We start from the raw sequence: 18,682 nt of genomic DNA on the forward strand, positions 1-18,682 counted from the left end.
CATAAGGAGCTAGTTAAATGAATAAATACGAGTTAAAAAAACGTTCCGAGATAGCGGACAAGGATAAATGGAATTTAGAGGCGATGTATCCAGATGAAGCCAAATGGGAAGAGGATTTGTCCACTGCACTTAAGGAGAGTGAAGAGTTTGCTTCGCTTAAAGGTCAGCTTACAGATTCAGCTAAAAATCTTCTTAATGCACTACGCTTATACGCTGATACGATGCGCAAAGCTGAGAATGCTTTTGTGTATTCAAGAATGCGTCATGATGAAGATAATACGAATACAAAATATACAGATATGAACAACAAGTCACTCTCTACACTCGCTCAAATTTCAGCTAATGTCTCATTCTTTACACCAGAGCTACTGGAAGCTGATAAAGATGCAATAAAAGGATTTATCCAAGAATTACCTGCTTTAAATGAATTTTCGTTCATGCTCGATTCAATCATGCTTAGTAAGCCTCACGTTCTCTCTTCTGATGAAGAACGTATCATTGCTCAGCTTAATGAATCTGCCAGCGCTCCAGACGAAATATTTACCATGTTTAACGATGCGGATCTTTCTTTCGGCAAAGTTACTAATGAAGACGGGATAGAGCTGGAGCTCACTCATGGCAATTATATCCAGTTCATGGAGTCGGAAAATCGCGAGGTAAGAAAGAATGCTTTTGAAGCAATGTACCGAAGATATAAGGAGTTTAACAACTCAATTTCTGTAATGTACAACTACAATGTAAAGCATGACACAATCATGTCCAAACTTCGTAGATACAAATCCACACTCGATAGTGAGTTGTCTGGTGAACGCATTCCACTTTCAGTTTATGACAATCTTATAAATGCTGTACATAAGAACCTATCATCAATGCATAAGTATATGGAGATTAGAAAGCGTGCTCTTGGACTTGATGAACTTAAAATGTATGACGTTTACCGCCCTATCGTAAAACCAAAAGGATTAGAATGTAGCTATGAAGAGGCTGTTGATATCGCCTGCAAAGCATTAGCTCCTTTAGGCGATGAATATGTTCAAACTTTACGAAAGGGACTATCTGAAGATAGATGGGTTGATATATACGAAAATAAAGGTAAAACATCTGGAGCATATAGCTTTGGTTCCTACGATAGCAACCCTTATATTTTGATGAATTTTAGTGGTGAACTGCGTGACGTGTTTACACTCGTCCACGAAGCCGGTCATTCAATGCATTCTTACTATACTAGACGCACACAGCCATTTATTTACGGAGGACACTCTATATTTACTGCAGAGGTTGCTAGCACTGTTAATGAAACCCTATTGATTCATCACCTTCTCAACAATGCAGAATCACACGATATGAAAAAATATCTAATAAATTTCTACATTGATGAGTTTAAATCGACCCTATTTAGGCAGACAATGTTTGCTGAATTTGAAAAAATTGCCCACGAAACTGTCGAAAATGGCGGTTCGCTCACCGCGCAGCTTTTAAACGAGGAATACGATAAGCTAAACACAGTTTATCATGGAACAGCAATTGAACATGATGATTTTATCCAGTATGAATGGTCTAGAATTCCTCACTTCTACCGTGCTTACTACGTATATCAGTATGCTACGGGATACTCTGCTGCAAATGCTATTGCAAATAGAATATTAATCGGCGGAGAAGCTGAACGAAATGATTATTTAAAATTCCTAGCTACCGGAGAATCTGACTATCCAATAGAATTACTTAAAATCGCTGGAGTAGATATGAGCACAGAACAGCCAGTTCTCTCAGCACTATCTATTTTTGGCAATCTAGTCGATGAACTAGATCAGATGATATAATGTATTTATACATGAGGAAATACTATGAAACCAACCAAAGTATTCATCTATAGCAACGATACGGGCCTGTCAAAGGATACAGCAAGTGCATTAGTTAGCGTTTTGAACGGCAGAGGATTCGAGATTGTTAACACTTACGATGAAGACGTTGATTTAATAGCATGCATCGGAGGAGATGGCACTTTTCTAAACTGTGTACACGAATGCAGACTTCCACAGACACCCATAATTGGAATAAACACAGGACATCTGGGGTTCTTCCAAGAACTAATTCCTTCCGAGCTAGAAATGTTCGTTAATCATTATAATGATGGGAATTATACAGTTGAAAGAATCCATCCAATACGTGCCCTCATCACAGACCGCGATGGCATTCATGAGATAACGGGAATTAACGAAATACTCGTTATGGGGATGTATACAAAACTGGCTCATCTTTCGATAATTATGGACGATACTCCAATTCAAGAGTTTATCGGCGATGGAATTCTCGTATCTACACCTGTCGGTTCTACTGCATATAACTACTCGCTCGGAGGATCTCTCGTTGCGCCCGAGTTAGATGCTCTACAGCTAACTCCGATGGCACCTATGAACACTAGCGCTTATAGATGCTTTAGGTCGAGTATTCTCTACCCTGCGTCAAAAAAAGTTAGACTAGTAACTCGTAAGAGCACCGTTGGAGACAAGCTTTTATTGGCATACGATGGACTTACTCGGGAATTTATCAATGTATCTAAAATTGACGTAATGCAGGCAGAAGACGAAATTCACCTTTTAAGACTGCCTGGTTACGATTACTGGAACAAGCTTACTAACAAGCTTTTATAGAATAAATTTGAGGAATTAATGGGAAAATATAATCATACAGTTACTGATTCAGATATCGGTTTGAGCATCAATCAGATTATAAAAGCAAATTTTAAATTCTCATCACGGTTTAAGACTAAGATGAAATTCCAGAAACTTGTAGATCTTAACGGCACGCCTACTCCTGGATTTATTATACCAGAAGTAGGCGATGAGATATCAATAAGACTTCCAGAAGAAACTAGCAATTTTCCAGCTGAAGATATTCCTATAGATGTGCTATATGAAGATGATGATCTTATGTTTATAAATAAGCAGCCAGGATTAATAGTTCATCCAACCAAAGGCCATCCCTTTCACACTATTGCCAATGGTCTTATGAAATATATGTTGAATAATGGACAAAAATACAAGATTCGTTTCGCTAATAGAATCGATATGGACACTTCTGGAATAGTAATCGTTGCAAAGAACGCAAATTCACAAAATGATATTTCTCTGCAGATGCGTGAAAATTTAGTACACAAGCAGTATATGGCTATAGTAAATGGAGTTATCAGAGATGATGAATTTACAATAGATAAACCTATCGGAAGACCTAACGAGGAGTCAATTCAGAGAAAAGTGCTTTCCGAAGGCGGTAAAGATGCAATAACAGATGTTAAAGTCCTCGAGAGATTTTATAACAACACTTTAGTTGAAGTAACATTACATACTGGCAGAACGCATCAAATAAGAGTTCATCTCACTCATATAGGTCATCCAATTACTGGTGATCATCTATACGAGGGCGACGCTCCAGCACTAATTGATAGACAGGCTTTGCATGCTGCAAAAATGATTGTAAATCATCCTATGACAGGAGAGAAACTTGAGATTGAAGCTCCACTACCAAACGATATGAAAAAATGCCTAGCCATTCTACGCAAGTAGAATGCTAGGCATCAGCTTCAATTTGAAGTTTTAGCATAATTTCTCTATAAATTTTATGCATCAACCTGTTTGATTTTCATTATAGCTTCAGCTCTGTCTTCATGTTTGAAAACTGCAGAACCAGCCACAAGAATATCTGCTCCATTTGAAGTAAGAAGTTTTGCATTCTCATCAGAAACACCACCATCAACCTCAATTTCGAAGCCATACCCTTTTGTATTTCTCAGCTTGTTCAGTTCTGCAATTTTATCGGCAGTTTCAGGAATGAATTTCTGTCCACCAAAACCTGGATTCACAGACATCACGAGGACCATATCGACAAATGGAAGTACAGCCTCAAGACAAGATACCGGCGTACCTGGATTTATCGATACCCCTGCTTTTACCCCCTGTTCCTTAATGTGTGATACTGTCCTACAAATATGAGGGCATGCCTCATAATGAACAGTAATATATTCTGTATTCTCTGTCACAAAATCTTCAAGATATTGGTCTGGATTCTCAATCATCAAGTGAACATCATATGGAACAGTAGCATAAGCATTAAGACTTTTCATAACCGCACTTCCAAAGCTGATGTTGGGTACGAATGCCCCATCCATAACATCAACGTGTATATAGTCACATCCACCGTTACAAATATCAACGACTTCTGAACCTAGCTTTGCAAAATCTGCTGCCAAAATCGAAGGTGCTATCTTTGCCATTTTTTTACCTCTTCCAAAATCGCAAGATACGATTCATATCTACTTTTGCTAATTTGTCCTTCAGCCAAAGCCTTTTTTACTGCACACCCAGGCTCATCGACATGAATGCAATCAAGATATTTGCAATATCCTTTATATCCTGATACTTCAGGAAAATAATGCTTCACATTATACTTGTCAAGCTTAGGAAAATCCAACGATGTGAAGCCAGGTGTATCATAAAAATGAGTATCCTTGTCTATGCTAAAAATCTCTACATGCCTCGTTGTATGTCGACCTCTAGAGGTCTTACTACTAATATCTCCTGTTTCAATATCGCTTCTACCTGTAAGATGATTCATAATTGTTGATTTGCCAACACCAGATGGCCCTGCAAGGGCGACATTATATCCCTTTATTAGATTATATAACTCATCGATACCATCACTATTTTTACCATTGACAGTAACCACCGGAAAGGGCTTTTTATAAGTAGAAACTAGTTCTTGTAAATCGCTCTCTGATACAAGATCAGGCTTCGTAATACATATAATGACGTCAATATTGTTATATAGCGTAGCAGCTGTAAATTTATCGATAATAATTCTATTGGGATTTGGTGATGCCGCTGCAAATACAACTACTAGTTTATCGAGGTTAGAAACAGGTGGGCGCGAAAGAAAGTTCTTCCTTTCACGCACCTTTGTTATGATACAGTCGCCATCTTCATGTCTTAGGTCAAACTCAACGACATCACCTACATAAATAATAGATTTACCTCTTTTGAGGTTTTTACGAGCATTGCCCATGTAAACATGTGTTCCATCATCTACATAGTAGAAACCGCCAATTCCTTTAACGACTCTTCCTAGCATATTACAACCTTGTTCCACTGTTATTTGAGCTGTCAGAAGAGCTTCCTGATGAAGGTGCTCCCTTACTTACCTCAATATCAATGGTTTCACCCTTTTCGAGTGATGTATTAGCAGCATACTGCTGCCACATTACGTAGCCATTACCATAAACATTACTTTCATCGTAAGAAATATTTCCTACTTTAAATCCAGCATTTGTGATAGCTGATTTTGCTTCCTCAAGTGACTTTCCGGTTACAGAAGGTACAGTTCCCTTTTCTTTTCCTTTTCCATCACTGATTGTAATGTTAATTTTTGTGCCCTTATCAGCATTTGTTCCAGCTGCAGGATCTTGAGTTAGAATTGTTCCCTCTGGCTTGTTTGAAGTTTCGGACTTAACTATTCCAAGTTTGTAGCCTGCCTTTTTTAGTTTCTTTTCAACTTTCTTATAGTCCTGTCCAACGACGTTAGGTACGGTCCCTTCCTTGGATCCCTTGCTTATGTGAAGTGTTATCGTTGAACCTTTCTTAGCCTCTTCTCCGCCAGAAGGATTCTGTTCTACAACATGTCCTTCAGAAATTTCTGATGAATATACACTCTTTCCCTTTTTAATCTTAAATCCACTTTTTTCAGCCGTTTTTTTCGCTTCCTTATACGTCATATCTGACATATCAGGAACCTTAGCCTTACTCGAGAAAACACCTGTTGCAAATGCAACACCCAAAACAAGAAATAGTACAAGAGCTCCTGCAATTCCAAATTTGATAAGTTTTTTCTTGCGGCTAGAAGAATTAGATTTTTTCTTTTTCTTCTTCTTTTTTGAATTCTCAGAAACTATATCGTCGTTATCATCGTCCTCATTATCAGATCGCTTACGCGCAACCTCGTTAGATGCTTCTGCAAAAATCGAATTTCCAACAACTTTAGTTACAAACTCAATGTTGTCAAGCTCCTCAATAAGTTCATCTGCACTGTTGAATCTATTAGTCTGAAACTTATTAGTAGCTTTTAAAACAGCTCTCTCAAGTGCAGGTGGAATACCGTCTACATACTCGTGTGGTGGTACAATTTCTTCATTTATATGTTTAAGTGCAATAGAAACAGGATTATCTCCGTCAAAAGGAACTCTTCCTGTAAGCATCTCGTACATTACTATACCTAATGAGTATATATCAGATCTCTCATCCACATAGTTACCTCTAGCCTGCTCTGGCGAGAAGTAGTGGACGGAGCCTATTACCTTACTATTAGTTGAAAGCGTTGCATCATTAACAGCCTTCGCAATACCAAAGTCAGCAAGTTTTGCAACTCCATCAGACGTAACCATGATATTATGCGGTTTTACGTCTCTATGAATAATTTTATTTTTGTGTGCTATTCTTAACGCAGATGCAACTTGCTTAGTTAAATCGATAACAGTTCGATAATCTAGCGGCGCATCTTCGGCTATAATCGTACTTAAATTACGACCTTCAACTAACTCCATTACTATGTAGTTTATATTTCCTTCTTTACCTACATCGTAAACACTCACGATATTAGGATGAGAAAGTCCAGCCGCAGCTTGTGATTCTCTTTTAAAATTCTCAACAAATGAAGCGTCTTTTGTGAACTCTGGTCTGAGAATCTTGATAGCTATGAATCTATTTAACAGTCTGTCCTTACCCTTGTAAACGACTGCCATGCCGCCATCACCGATTTTCTCAAGGAGCTCGTAACGGCCAGATAGAAGTCTACTGCTCATTTGATTCCTCCAACATATCAATACAAATTACTGAAACGTTATCGTTTCCACCGTTTAGGTTTGCTTTTTCAACCATACGTTCAGCACAATCTTGCATATCAGAACTTTCATTAAAAATTTCAAGAATTTCATCATCTGATACTTCCTCATAAAGCCCATCACTGCATATTAGAACTCTATCGCTAGGCTCCATGTATATGTTGAAACAGTCTGGATTATTATATGCATTTCCACCAATAGCTCTGGTTATTACATTCTTTTTATAATGATGATCAGCCTCACTTCTAGTGATAGCACCCATCTTAACTAAATCATTTACATAGGTATGGTCATCAGTAATCTGATGTACTTCATCTTTATGAATAAAGTACACCCTGCTATCTCCGACGTTACCGACATAGAGAATCTTGTGATCAACGTACGCGAATACAAGCGTGGTTGCCATACCCACGTATTCTGGTTTAGTATTGGAAAGCTGTAGAATGCTTTCGTTTACGAAGTTAACAGCATTTTCGAAGTATAGAAAAATTGCTTCACTTCCCTCTACAAGTTCTATTGGGTTGTTATACACGTAATCAGCTAAGAAATCTACTGCCGCAGTGCTTGCTATCTCCCCTGACTTATTTCCACCAACACCGTCTGCCAGCATGAAAAATCTGCTATCCTTTAATACTTTTACAGCATCTTCATTCTTAGGGCGCTTCATGCCCTTATCAGTTAAATATCCTACTCTCATTAAAGTCTTACCACCTGAGTAAATTATAAATTACTACATTTTTTTATTTTACAATAGTAAAATCCTACTTGTTTATTATACGGTAAAATTGAATTGTATTCAACAATACTTGAATTTTCAAAGGAGTCACAGAGCCTAGAAACTATATGTTCATTTTCTCGCTTGTTTATTGTACAAGTGGAATATAATAGTTCCCCTCCAGTTTTTAAATAATAAAAAGCATTTTTCAAAATGCTGTACTGAATTTCATATAAACTCGGAAGCTCATTAAGATCAACATGCAGTTTAAGCTCAGGTTTTCCTGCTATAATTCCGAGCCCTGAGCACGGAACATCGGCAAGCACCTTATCAAACCGTTCACATAAACTCTCATTATACAGAGTTGCATCCATTACCTTTGTCTTAATGGACGAAAGACCGAGTCGCTTTGAAAGTTCTTTAATAAGCCTCACACGATGATCATGAATATCGCAGGCCAAAATAAATCCCGTATCATTCATCATTTCAGCCATGGCGGTGCTCTTTCCACCAGGAGCGGCACACATATCGAGTACATTATCACCAGGTTTTGGATTAAGTACTTCCACACTTCTGAGCGAAGAAGTACTCTGAACAGTAAACATACCGCTTTTAAACTCTGGAATATTAACTACTGAACCATTTTCTATGATAATTCCATTACGAGCAAGGGGATTATCCCTAACCGTTATTCCTCTATCAACTAGATATTTTTTTAAATCATCGCGATTGCTAGTAAATGAGTTCACTCTTATATTAAGTTCAGGTATATCATATAACCCCTTGATAATTCCCTCAATTGCCTCTTTGCCATATTGTTTAAAAATAAATCTGACAAGATGATATGGGAAGGAATATCTGTATGATAATAACCTTAGCTCATCATCGGTGTCAGGAACTAATATAATTGAACCTTCCCTTTCAAAAGCTCTAAGCATACCGTTGATAAACCCTTTTATTGTTGGCGAAATTTTTTCAGCAAGAGAAACAGCTTCATTAACCGCAGCATATGCAGGAACTGAATCCATTTTTGCCATTGCGTACATACCCATGCGTAAAATAATTAAGTGTTTTTTCTTAATTCCCTTAATACCATTCTTTGCCAATCTATCAATATTGTAATCTAAAAGAATTGTATCGCGTATTACACCCTTAGACATAACACGAACGAAGCCCTGCGAGGATACTTTGTATTCCTTAAGTGCTTCGTTAATCGCAAGATTTGAGTATGAATTATCGCAATATACATTACGAAGTGCAACGTATACAGCATACCAGTCACTATTCATCAGTCTCTATTTCCCCTTATAAGAAGAACCCTGATTAGTGCTGCCGCTGCAGTCGCTAATGCAGCAACATATGTCATTGCCGCAGCACTTAGAACTCTCCTGCTTCCAGCATAATCCGAATCATCAACTAGATTTAATGCTTTCATCTGCTGTAGCGCTCTACTACTTGCATTTAATTCAACAGGAAGTGTAACAAGATGGAATAGAACAACAGCTACAAAACAAAAGATTCCTATATTGAAGAACATAGTTCCATACTGCGTTGTAGATGACAGGATAATTCCTAATAAAATTAAAGGCCATGATGCATTTTGAGCGAAGTTAGTTACAGGTACAAGAGCGTTCCTCATCTTTACTGGAGCATAATTAGTAGCATGTTGTATTGCATGACCAACTTCATGGCAAGCTATACAAACGGATGCAACGGAATCTTGATTATATATTTCTGAACTAAGATTAACTGTATTAGTTCTTGGATCATAATAATTAGTAAGCGCATCTCCATTTAAAACATTGATTGAAACCTGCTGAAGTCCGTTAGCATCAAGCATACTACGAGCAGCCTCAAAGCCCGAAATTCTTTTACTATTTTCAATATCAATATACGTTGAAAAGGCACGTTTTATACGAGCCTGTACAATCATCGTAAAAATCATTGCTGGAATTAACACAATCATAGACGAATAATATCCACCAAACATATCTCAATACCTCCAATATAATTACCTATTTAAGACGCATCCCAACCTCTAATTTGTTTCCTCTAATGAAGTCTGAAACGCTCATCCTCTTCTTCCCCTGTAATTGAACTTCTCTGATTTCAAGGGTTCCATTAGCACACTTTACAGTAAATTTATCTTTTTCGACACTAGTAATCGTCCCCACTTCAGCACATTCATCAACATCATCAATTGGCAAAACGTCAAAAATCTTCAGAACTTTGTCACCAATATTGGTAAATGTACCTGGCCAAATTTTAAAAGCACGTACTTTATTATCGATTTCAGTAGCTGACGAATTGAAATCAGTATATCCATCTTCTTTGCGAATCATGTGAGCGTATGATGAAGCTGAGTCATCTTGTTTTGTGTAAGTTGCTTGACCGCTAGCTATCAGATCGATAGTTTTTACAACCAATTTAGCTCCAGTCTCAGCAAGCTCCTCAGATAGAGCAATTATATCTTTCCTACCTACCTCTACCTCAGCTACACTAATGATATCACCTGTATCAAGCCCACGTCCCATCTGCATAATAGTAACACCAGTCTCTTTTTTCCCATCTAGGATGGCATATTGCATTGGCGCGGCACCTCTGTACTCAGGGAGAATAGAACCATGGATATTAATACAGCCGTGAGCAGGTATATCTAATACAGCCTGCGGAAGTATCTGTCCAAAAGCTGCAACTACAATCATATCCGGTCTTAATGCTTTAAGCGTCTCAATAAATTCTGGTTCGTCTTTGATATTATTAGGCTGTGAAACCTTAATTCCATGCTGAGTCGCACATTCCTTGACGGGTGAAAAAACCACTTTTCCTCTATTTCCTCGTCTATCAGGCTGCGTTACAACCATTTCTACAACATGACCAGCATCTATTATGCTATTTAATGCAGGTACTGCAAAGTCAGGAGTTCCCATGTATATAATCCGCATTTAATTCTCTTCCTCTGCATTCTCTGCTGCTCTTTCCGCCATCATTTCGTTGTATTCTTCTGTGGTGTATAGATCTTCCGCAATATCTGTATATACAATTCCATTTAAATGGTCGTTCTCGTGCATTATACAGGTTGCTGCAAATCCAGAAAATTCGTATTCTTTAATTTCGCCATACAAATTCATAGCTTTAACCCTAACTCGTTCTGGTCTCTTAATCATTCCAATATAACCTGGTACACTTAAACAACCTTCCGCTGATTCCTGTTCACCATCTGTTTCTATTATTTCAGGATTAATCATCACATATTCTTGATCAAAATTTTCAAGCTCTGGCCGGCAAACGAAAATCCTTTTCATAACACCTACCTGAGGCGCTGCAAGTCCAACACCATCTGCATCTCTCATAGTCTCGAGCATATCATTACATAAAACTTTAATCCTATCTGTAATCTTTGAAACAGGCTTACAATGCTTTGTGAGAATCTCATCACCTCTAATTACTATTTTCCTTAGCGCCATAATACTCCTTTCAATATATCAATCAATCTAAATTATTCCATATGGATTTATATCCAATTCAATATGACAGGTACTTCTATGCCTAATCATAAGTTCTCTGTAGTTCATATACGCACTCACGAATCCACCTCTAGTTCCTCTAGGTGCTTTAATCATAAAAAATACACGATTTCTATCAGCTCCACCTCTCTGAAGGTCAACCTTAGGCTGATAAATTGTTGTGTTTGTCGGTAAATTTTTCATTGATATAAGATAATTCCTAAAATCATTAGCATAATCTATTGTAGAACTATATTCTTCTTTTAAACCTTTTTTATCAACGAATGCCACAGAGATAATATCAGAAAAAGGAGGATAGTTCATGTTTTTTCTGTGAGATAGTTCTTGCTCATAAAACCCAAAATAATCTCCCTTAGCAGCTTTTTTTATTGTATCGTCTTCAGGTTGATATGTCTGAAGGATTACTTTACTCTTTCCACCTTCTCGACCTGCTCGTCCAGATACCTGAGTTATAAGCTGAAATGTTCGTTCAGGAGAACGATAATCTGGTATATTGAGTGATGAATCCGCCAAAACTATCCCGACAAGCCCGACATTTTTAAAATCTAATCCTTTTGCCAGAATCTGTGTACCTACTAAAATGTTTGTCTTACCTGAATTAAATCGTCTAAGAGTCTTTTTTATCTCTGAACTATTTTTTGCTGTATCAAGGTCAAATCTCTCAACCTTAGCAGTTGGTACGAGATCCTCTATTGTTTCTTCTAATCGCTCCGTTCCTGTTCCTATAAACGACAGGTTATCATTTCCACATTTAGGACATGTCTCGGGAACCTTGAACTTACGTCCACAGTAGTGACATATCGCAGCATCATCCTTTTTGTGATAAGTAAGCGTTATATCACAGTCTGGGCACATCATTATATAACCGCACTCAGGGCATAATACCTGAGTAGAAAATCCTCTCCTATTAAGAAACAGTATTACTTGATCTCCGTTATTTACAGTTTGTTCTATCGATGATAGTAGCTTTGTACTTATAATACCTGAGTTTCCTGATCTTAGTTCATCTCTCATATCCACTATCTGAACTTCAGGCATAATGCTCTTACCAATCCTATTTTTCATCTCGATAAGCTGATAAATTCCCTCCATAGCACGATTATACGAAACTATGCTAGGGGTTGCGCTACCTAAGACCAAAGTAGCATTATGATACTGCGCTCTTTTAAAAGCAACATCGACTGTTTCATATTTTGGATTATGATCTGATTTGTAAGTAGATTCATGTTCTTCATCAATAATAATTACACCGATATCTGATGCTGGCACAAAAACTGCGGTTCTAGCCCCTATAACTATCTTTGCTTCGCCAGATTTTATCCGTATCCATTCAGCAAGTCGTTCGCTGGTCTTAAGTTTACTATGCATTATGGCAACTTGACCTTTACCAAAACGTTTAGAAAAACGTTCTGAAATCTGCGATGAAAGCGCTATTTCTGGAACTAGTATGATTGCCGTTTTACCTCTCTCTAAGGCACTTTTCACAGCTCTCATATAAACTTCAGTCTTGCCCGAATTTGTAACTCCATGTATTAGAAATGATTTACCGAGTGCATTATATATTGAATCACTTATCTGTGTAACCGCATAATTCTGTTCATCAGATAACATAGGTTCAGTTTCGAGCTTTGTTTCACTATATTCCCTACTCTGCTTAGGAATACGCTTACCTGTAACATCAAACATTTTAATAGCATCGATATACTTAACACCATATCTAGATTTCATCCAGATAGCGGTATCAATTATCTCAGGTGTAAGAGATCTATCTTTTTCAATACCAGTAATACCCTTGATCTTATCTAACTCAACGCTTGGTACGGTATCAATTGATACCACATATCCATCTACATCTTTTGATTTTCTTGCGAGAGGTATAGTAACTTTATCTCCAACATTAATATCATCAGGTGCTGAATAAGTAAAAAAAGAATCCATATATTCACTTTTATTATCAATTACCACATCGACGTATTTCATGAATATGAATCCTTTCTTTATATTATTAAAAATTCTAGTACATTAAGTTTAAGTTAGGCCTATAGTAAAAATATGTTGTCCTCCGCACAAGCTTTTATCATATTATCTGACCATACTGAAGCCTGAACTTCTCCTATATGAGCCTTTTGAAGGAAGAACATACAGATTCTACTCTGACCGATTCCACCGCCTATGGATAGAGGAACCTCATTATTAAGAACACTCTGATGAAATGACTGACTAAGCCTATCTTCTTTGCCATCAATTTTGCACTGACGCTCCATTGCTTCCTTATCAACACGAATTCCCATTGACGAAAGCTCTAAAGCATCACCAAGGACATCATTCCAAACTATAATATCTCCGTTTAACTCCCAGTCATCGTAATCAGGAGCTCTTCCGTCATGCTTCTTACCGGATGCTAGAACACCTCCGATTTTCTTTATAAATACTGCACCAAACTCCTTAGCTGCAAGCTTTTCTCGCTCTTTTGGTGTGTTTTCCGGATACCTATCCTCAAGCTCCTGTGTGGTTATAAATGTTATTTCATTTGGTAACTCAATCTGAATATCTCTATATAGACGATTTACGTAATCTCCGAGATTCTTCATTGCATTATAAATAGTGGTAACTGTCTCTTCTAAAAATTCATCAGTGCGCTGATCTTTAGTTATTACTTTCTCCCAATCCCATTGATCGACGTAGATTGAATGAATGTTATCAAGCTCTTCATCTCTTCTAATTGCGTTCATATCCGTATATATACCATGTCCAGGTTCCACTTCATACTTAGCGAGCGCCATTCTTTTCCACTTAGCAAGAGATTGAACAACTTCAACCTGCTTTTCATCAATATCCTTTATTGTAAAATTTACCCTGCGTTCATATCCATTCAGATTGTCATTAAGACCAGTCTCTGGAAATACAAACAGTGGTGCTGAAACTCTTCGAAGCTGTAGACCATATGCAAGCTCCTGCTGGAAATAATCCTTAATCTTCTTAATTGCTCTCTGCGTCTCAACGTGATCAATAATTGGTTTGTAATTTTTCGGTAGTACTAATTTCCCCATATCCTAAAGCCTTTCTATATAAATTTATTTGTTTATAATCTAAAATAAAGTTATCTGTTTTCCATCATAGCTCGTGCATACTCACAACCACAAAATCGCTGTCTATATAAACCATATTTCTTAGATAGCTCTACACTTCTACCAAATCCATTCTTCTTCTTAAAATCCATATCTAAAAACTTGACATTATTTGCTGTTCCTATACTCTCGCCAATTCTTAGTATAGAAGCATAGTCTTTATGAGGGCTTACGGCCATTGCAGTAGCAAAATAATCCATACATAACGTACTTGCAATACGGCCTGTCTCTTCTAGCCTTATTTCAAAGCAAACATCACACCTCTTCCCCCCTTCAGGCTCATTACATAACGACTGTGCGACTTTTATAAAATCTTCGACTTTATATTCACCTTCAATGTAATTAACATGAGTTCTATCTTTGAATTCATCATTAAAAGTGTCGATGAACTTAATTAGATTATCCCTACGTAAAAGATACTCTTCCTGATCTGTAATGTTTGGATTATAATAAAAAACAGTAACATCATAGTCAAAAGCTAGCCTTTCGACACAAGAAGTTGAGCAAGGTCCACAGCATGCATGCAGAAGAATTCTTGGCTTTCTCCCGCTTAAATCAGTAGGTATGTACACGGGCAAAACCTTATTTTGAAATTCATTTGTACGAAAGCCCATATAGGCGTCGCATTTTTCTTTCATTAGATGTACCTCTGAATTTTAAAATTATCTATTTATTATACAAAATATTGTTGTATTTTTCTATAGCAACTATAACAATATCAATATTTAGGCGTTATTTTACCAATATATTTTAAAGAGGTTTTCATTTGAAATTTACAGATAGTCAAAGATTTTATTCAGTTAACAATTTCCTAAAAGAGCAATTCGGTAAGAAGATGATTAAGCTTTCAATAGAAGCTGGTTTTACTTGCCCAAACCGTGACGGAAAATTGGGTTATGGTGGCTGTAAGTTCTGTTCATCGGGCGGGTCAGGAGAACTAGCGTCAGATATACCAAGTCAGATTAATTTGTTAAGTGATAAATGGCCAAATGCCGGTCACTTAGCTTATTTTCAAAGTCACACTAACACTTATGCTCCTATTGATGTTCTTCGTAGCAAATATTATGCAGCTCTATCTCATCCATGTATAGAAGGAATAGTGATAGCGACAAGACCTGATTGCCTTGATGATCAGATTTTAGATTTACTTGCTGAAATGAACAAAGATTATTTCATGTGGATAGAGCTTGGACTTCAAACTATTCACGAGAACACGCTTACCAAGATGAATATCGGATATCACCTAGCTGATTATGATAAGGCAATCTTCGAACTGTCAAGACGTAATATCAGAACTGTAACACACTTGATACTAGGACTTCCTGAGGAAACTGAACGTGACATGTTTGATTCACTTCATTACGTAACAAATAGTGGAATATTTGGTATAAAACTTCATCTTATGAATATAGTAAGTACATCTCCACTTTATAAAGAAATGCCAAACTACGTGTCTTTTGACAGTCTTGATAGTTATGTTGATCTGGTAGTAGCGATGCTTGAAGAAATACCACCAGATATTACTATACATCGTTTGACCGGGGATGTGCCTAGGAATATTTTAATCAGTCCAGAATGGAGTTATAAAAAAAGAACAATCTTAAATGCCATTAATAAAGAACTTCGTACACGTAATACTTATCAAGGCGCAAAACTAGATATATGAATATGATTTTATTTCTATCAAGAGATTAAGCGGATAGTACCTATTTTGGTAATATCCGCTTTGTAATTTTTTAAATTATTATTTAAAGATTAGTGTGGCAGTGATGTTGACACCGGCATATTGCTATATACAGGAATTACAAACACTAATGACTCATTTGTTATACCATAAGCGCTATAGCTATTTTTTGTTGAAATAGATTCAGTATAGCAGGCTGATATATTTGTCATATACTGGTGTGTTCCAACTTTAGCAGCGCCATTTGCAACATTAAATCTTTGGAAGTATACCGAGTTTTGGCCCTGCTTGATATATCCACTAGCTATAAACTTAGCCCCTCCAAATACAGCTTTCTGTTTAGTATCCCATCCTTGTTTCTTTGCATATTCAAGCCCTCTCATAACAGGGTTTGCATTAGAATAAGCTCCGATATTATATGGATTATATGCATACTTACCGTCTGGAAATGCATAACCTGATATCGCAATACTTCCGCCACCAGTTTCTTGGCGAGCTCTAGCAGCGAGAGCAATTGGACTTATGCCATTTTCTCGACCAGCATTGACAAACCAACTAGCCATAAACCCATTTCTCTCAAGAGCCGTACCTGAAATTATTTTAGATACGGCAGCCTGAGACTGATATGACTGATATGATAAATCTTCAAACATGTAAATATTGTTTTCATTCAAGAAATTGCGTGGATCCATGTAATATCCAACAACTTGTGAATTAGCATTAAACCACGTTGAGCCATCTTTAGGGATATAAGTTCCTGATGCAGTAAATCTACCAATACCTTTTAGCGATTCTATCTCTCCTGACGAAGTCTCATCAGATTGTGCATCACTTACTGGAACTGCTTCTTGTCCATCGTACTTCTGATCTGATACTGTTATCCAATTTGAGGCTGCGTAGTAGGTATTGCCCTTATATTGAACTCTATACCAATTGTAGTTACCCGAATTTATAGCACCTGTAATAACTAATTCCGTGTTCTTTGGAAAAGTTCCTGCAGGCTTATTTGTAATGTTATATGATGATCTATAGTTTAAATAATCATGAACCTTGCCACTTACACTAGTTTCTCCAGACTTAACTTGTCCTGAAGCAGTTACAGAACTTGAAGGGACATAATAAACTTTTCCATTGACCGCTATTTTATACCAATTACTGCTATCAATATTTTTTACTGAATTAATTATTGTAACATTCTGACCAGAATTTAAACTTCCAGCTTCTTTAAAGATATTAGACGGCCCCATTCTATACGAGGTGTTTTGATTTACAGTCCCATAAACAGCACCACCTTTATTACTATTTGTTTCTTTCTGCGATGCAGTCTGTTTATGATTAGAAGTTTGAGTTTTGGATTCATCTATACTAACAAACTTACTACATATGTATCTAAATCCGTTCCCCCGCTTAATCTTATACCAAACAACCCCATCAGAAGATTTTGCCGTCAAAACAATTGATACCTTATCTCCGGTATTGGCCCCGCCAACTTTTCCGTAACCTGTACCGGCACCTTTTCTGATGTTAGTGTATCCTCCCTTTACAGTGCCATTAATCGCATAAGAATAGTTCTCATTAGTTACACTACCTTGTATGTATCCAGTCTGTCCAGAAGAAGTTTTGATGTGTATAAATTTTGCATTATCGCTTCCATCATTAGCGCTAAACACTTCATCTAATAATGAAATATCAGTATTAGCACTCGCAGTCCCAATTGAACCAGATGAAACGCTCGCTCCACCATATAAAGTTCTAGTCTGATCCTTAGCCTTGAAACTATATGGATTCACATCTCTATATGACAATGGGTAAACTCCATTAATGAGTGAAACCCCATCACGACTTTGCTTCGATAGTGCCGTATTCCAATCTATTCCCGTATCTTTAGCTACAAATCGCCAATTTGGATGTTCGGCATGAATTTTTCTTAAATAAACTTTATAGTCATCTGGAAAAGATACAATTAATTTTTCAAATTCATTTTGTGACTGATTGACATTAGTATTCGCACTGCTATTGGTATTGCCAGAATCACTTGTACTATTTGAATTATTAGGTGATGTCGCTCCATTGTTAGGTAGAGCATTATTATCTGATGTGCTAGGAGCAGAATTAGTATCTGTATTAGGCGTTGTCGTGCCTGTATTGTTAGAAGTTCCACCGCTGTTATCTGAAAAAATACTTCCAGTAATATCTACCCATGTAGCACAAACATAGTTATAACCGCCGTTATATTTAATCATGTACCAACCTACATTGGACTTATTAGCTCTAGCTTTCAAAAGAACCGTAAGATTAACATTTTTTCCAAATGTAGCAACACTAGTAAATCCAGTTCCTGCACCCAGTCTACTATTGAGTGACGAGGAGGTTCGTCCAGCAACTGCCGAGTACTCTACTCTATTAACTAAATCAGATCTGATATAACCAGATTTACCGCCATAATTTACGCGATACCATTTATCCCTAGCAGTTGCATTTGAGTTTGATGAAAAAACAATCTCAGTAATAATAACTTTCTTGTTATTAGAGATTGACATCACTTTCTTGGAAAATACGGAAGTACTCGCTCTAACATTTACCCCGGACTTTGAATTGATATAACCCGTTGCATTCTGAACTGATTGAGCATTGACAGACACATTAGAAAACAAAATTAGCAACAAGATAAAAATCAAAACAGCTAATATTGATTTAAATCTTATAGATAAATTATTATTCATTAGGTCCTCTTTCTTAACA

The 18,682-nt window shown here is 37.0% G+C and carries 16 protein-coding genes; 4 read left to right on the forward strand and 12 right to left on the reverse strand.

All coding sequences use genetic code 11. The annotated features are described in order from the left end of the window. Window positions 1-17: 17 nt before the first annotated feature. Genes pepF through QU661_RS04445 form a run of 3 tightly spaced genes read left to right on the forward strand, consistent with a single transcriptional unit; the run spans window position 18 to window position 3,563 of the window. A complete protein-coding gene (gene pepF / locus QU661_RS04435) occupies window positions 18-1,820 on the forward strand; it encodes an oligoendopeptidase F (RefSeq protein WP_304989076.1) in 1,803 nt (600 codons plus the stop codon). 24 nt (window positions 1,821-1,844) lie between these two features. Beyond that, window positions 1,845-2,651, forward strand: a complete 807-nt coding sequence (locus tag QU661_RS04440) for an NAD(+)/NADH kinase (RefSeq protein WP_304989077.1) — start codon at window positions 1,845-1,847, stop codon at window positions 2,649-2,651. Between the two features lie 18 nt (window positions 2,652-2,669). Continuing rightward, a complete protein-coding gene (locus tag QU661_RS04445) occupies window positions 2,670-3,563 on the forward strand; it encodes an RluA family pseudouridine synthase (RefSeq protein WP_304989078.1) in 894 nt (297 codons plus the stop codon). A 53-nt stretch (window positions 3,564-3,616) separates the two neighbouring features. Here the strand turns inward: QU661_RS04445 and rpe are convergent, their stop codons facing one another. The 11 genes from rpe to QU661_RS04500 are packed head-to-tail and all read right to left on the reverse strand — an operon-like array spanning window position 3,617 to window position 14,894. After that, complete coding sequence (gene rpe / locus QU661_RS04450; protein WP_304989079.1) at window positions 3,617-4,270, reverse strand: ribulose-phosphate 3-epimerase; 654 nt, start codon at window positions 4,268-4,270, stop codon at window positions 3,617-3,619. Then, window positions 4,258-5,124 (reverse strand): ribosome small subunit-dependent GTPase A, encoded by an 867-nt coding sequence (gene rsgA, locus QU661_RS04455; RefSeq protein WP_304989080.1) that lies wholly within the window; start codon window positions 5,122-5,124, stop codon window positions 4,258-4,260. Before rsgA ends, rpe begins: the two co-directional genes overlap by 13 nt. Before the next feature lies 1 nt (window position 5,125). Beyond that, window positions 5,126-6,847, reverse strand: coding sequence for a Stk1 family PASTA domain-containing Ser/Thr kinase (pknB, locus tag QU661_RS04460; RefSeq protein WP_304989081.1), 1,722 nt, complete (start codon window positions 6,845-6,847; stop codon window positions 5,126-5,128). Beyond that, a complete protein-coding gene (locus QU661_RS04465; protein ID WP_304989082.1) occupies window positions 6,837-7,583 on the reverse strand; it encodes a Stp1/IreP family PP2C-type Ser/Thr phosphatase in 747 nt (248 codons plus the stop codon). Before QU661_RS04465 ends, pknB begins: the two co-directional genes overlap by 11 nt. A gap of 23 nt (window positions 7,584-7,606) precedes the next feature. Then, window positions 7,607-8,890, reverse strand: coding sequence for a 16S rRNA (cytosine(967)-C(5))-methyltransferase RsmB (gene rsmB, locus QU661_RS04470; RefSeq protein ID WP_304989083.1), 1,284 nt, complete (start codon window positions 8,888-8,890; stop codon window positions 7,607-7,609). Then, entirely contained in the window at window positions 8,890-9,591 is a 702-nt protein-coding gene (locus tag QU661_RS04475; RefSeq protein ID WP_304989084.1) for a zinc metallopeptidase, read from the reverse strand. The genes rsmB and QU661_RS04475 overlap by 1 nt, the downstream gene beginning before the upstream one ends. Window positions 9,592-9,616: 25 nt before the next feature. After that, window positions 9,617-10,546, reverse strand: a complete 930-nt coding sequence (gene fmt / locus QU661_RS04480; RefSeq protein ID WP_304989085.1) for a methionyl-tRNA formyltransferase — start codon at window positions 10,544-10,546, stop codon at window positions 9,617-9,619. Next, window positions 10,547-11,068 carry a peptide deformylase gene (gene def / locus QU661_RS04485; protein ID WP_304989086.1) on the reverse strand — a complete coding sequence of 174 codons (522 nt, stop codon included), beginning with the start codon at window positions 11,066-11,068 and terminating at the stop codon, window positions 10,547-10,549. A gap of 27 nt (window positions 11,069-11,095) precedes the next feature. After that, a complete protein-coding gene (gene priA, locus QU661_RS04490) occupies window positions 11,096-13,108 on the reverse strand; it encodes a replication restart helicase PriA (protein ID WP_304989087.1) in 2,013 nt (670 codons plus the stop codon). 59 nt (window positions 13,109-13,167) lie between these two features. Then, on the reverse strand, window positions 13,168-14,178 hold the full coding sequence (gene asnA, locus QU661_RS04495; RefSeq protein ID WP_304989088.1) for an aspartate--ammonia ligase: 1,011 nt from the start codon (window positions 14,176-14,178) through the stop codon (window positions 13,168-13,170). Window positions 14,179-14,228: 50 nt separating this feature from the next. Then, window positions 14,229-14,894, reverse strand: coding sequence for an epoxyqueuosine reductase QueH (locus QU661_RS04500; protein ID WP_304989089.1), 666 nt, complete (start codon window positions 14,892-14,894; stop codon window positions 14,229-14,231). 128 nt (window positions 14,895-15,022) lie between these two features. Here QU661_RS04500 and mnmL point away from each other — a divergent pair, with 128 nt between their 5' ends. Then, entirely contained in the window at window positions 15,023-15,922 is a 900-nt protein-coding gene (mnmL, locus tag QU661_RS04505; protein ID WP_304989090.1) for a tRNA modification radical SAM protein MnmL/YtqA, read from the forward strand. A gap of 89 nt (window positions 15,923-16,011) precedes the next feature. Here mnmL and QU661_RS04510 read toward each other — a convergent pair whose 3' ends face one another. Continuing rightward, window positions 16,012-18,663 carry an SH3 domain-containing protein gene (locus QU661_RS04510; protein WP_304989091.1) on the reverse strand — a complete coding sequence of 884 codons (2,652 nt, stop codon included), beginning with the start codon at window positions 18,661-18,663 and terminating at the stop codon, window positions 16,012-16,014. Window positions 18,664-18,682 lie beyond the last annotated feature (19 nt).

The sequence above is a fragment of the Mogibacterium neglectum genome (assembly GCF_030644205.1).
Classification (GTDB): domain Bacteria; phylum Bacillota; class Clostridia; order Peptostreptococcales; family Anaerovoracaceae; genus Mogibacterium; species Mogibacterium neglectum.

Bases quoted from the DNA above. Each gene is read 5' to 3' on its own strand.
- pepF (WP_304989076.1), top strand. From the start codon at position 18: ATGAATAAATACGAGTTAAAAAAACGTTCCGAGATAGCGGACAAGGAT.
- QU661_RS04440 (WP_304989077.1), top strand. From the start codon at position 1,845: ATGAAACCAACCAAAGTATTCATCTATAGCAACGATACGGGCCTGTCA.
- QU661_RS04445 (WP_304989078.1), top strand. From the start codon at position 2,670: ATGGGAAAATATAATCATACAGTTACTGATTCAGATATCGGTTTGAGC.
- rpe (WP_304989079.1), bottom strand. From the start codon at position 4,270: ATGGCAAAGATAGCACCTTCGATTTTGGCAGCAGATTTTGCAAAGCTA.
- rsgA (WP_304989080.1), bottom strand. From the start codon at position 5,124: ATGCTAGGAAGAGTCGTTAAAGGAATTGGCGGTTTCTACTATGTAGAT.
- pknB (WP_304989081.1), bottom strand. From the start codon at position 6,847: ATGAGCAGTAGACTTCTATCTGGCCGTTACGAGCTCCTTGAGAAAATC.
- QU661_RS04465 (WP_304989082.1), bottom strand. From the start codon at position 7,583: ATGAGAGTAGGATATTTAACTGATAAGGGCATGAAGCGCCCTAAGAAT.
- rsmB (WP_304989083.1), bottom strand. From the start codon at position 8,890: ATGAATAGTGACTGGTATGCTGTATACGTTGCACTTCGTAATGTATAT.
- QU661_RS04475 (WP_304989084.1), bottom strand. From the start codon at position 9,591: ATGTTTGGTGGATATTATTCGTCTATGATTGTGTTAATTCCAGCAATG.
- fmt (WP_304989085.1), bottom strand. From the start codon at position 10,546: ATGCGGATTATATACATGGGAACTCCTGACTTTGCAGTACCTGCATTA.
- def (WP_304989086.1), bottom strand. From the start codon at position 11,068: ATGGCGCTAAGGAAAATAGTAATTAGAGGTGATGAGATTCTCACAAAG.
- priA (WP_304989087.1), bottom strand. From the start codon at position 13,108: ATGAAATACGTCGATGTGGTAATTGATAATAAAAGTGAATATATGGAT.
- asnA (WP_304989088.1), bottom strand. From the start codon at position 14,178: ATGGGGAAATTAGTACTACCGAAAAATTACAAACCAATTATTGATCAC.
- QU661_RS04500 (WP_304989089.1), bottom strand. From the start codon at position 14,894: ATGAAAGAAAAATGCGACGCCTATATGGGCTTTCGTACAAATGAATTT.
- QU661_RS04510 (WP_304989091.1), bottom strand. From the start codon at position 18,663: ATGAATAATAATTTATCTATAAGATTTAAATCAATATTAGCTGTTTTG.